The 573-nt window shown below is 24.6% G+C and carries 1 protein-coding gene; it reads left to right on the top strand.

Going from position 1 to position 573, the window contains the following annotated elements; genetic code table 11:
- Positions 1 to 470: hypothetical protein (locus FC87_RS07150; RefSeq protein ID WP_082619243.1), on the top strand; the 470-nt coding region annotated here is incomplete at its 5' end.
- Positions 471 to 573: the final 103 nt, after the last annotated feature.

The following is a 573-nucleotide window of genomic DNA, read 5'->3' on the forward strand; positions in this document are numbered from 1 at the left end:
TGCTTGGATTATTTTTACCCTCGCATAATCATCTATCATTTTTCCCGGCATATTTGATCTATGTAATAACAATTTTATCAACTCTATTTATAATGAAATTTTTGTTTAAAACTTTTAACCTTCGATTATTCGAAGATTACAGGAAATTAGTCATTAACTATCCAGAGTTGGAAAGTAGTATTAATAATATCACTAATAATAATCAAGAATTAGAAATAAATATTTTAAAAATCAAAGCATTTAATATTTTGATGTTAATTAGGAAAATATTATTTGTTATATATTTTTGTGCTTTTTTCTTACCAATTACTTATACAATTAATGAAAATTCAACTGCATTGGTTGTTGTAAATGGAATCACAATGGCAGTCTGGATGTATATATGTATTTTTTATATTTGTTTTTCATATTCTCCTAGAGACTATCTCAGTAATCATATTAATAAAATTGTTGTCAGCAAAATTGAGTGATTAGATAGCTAAATTTAATACAGAATTAATATGACGTAGGTGTAAAGGAGTTTATTGTCTATGGAAAGAGGTAATGCCAAATTATATGGGATTAGATTTAATT

Source organism: Fructilactobacillus florum DSM 22689 = JCM 16035 (assembly GCF_001436645.1).
GTDB lineage: Bacteria > Bacillota > Bacilli > Lactobacillales > Lactobacillaceae > Fructilactobacillus > Fructilactobacillus florum.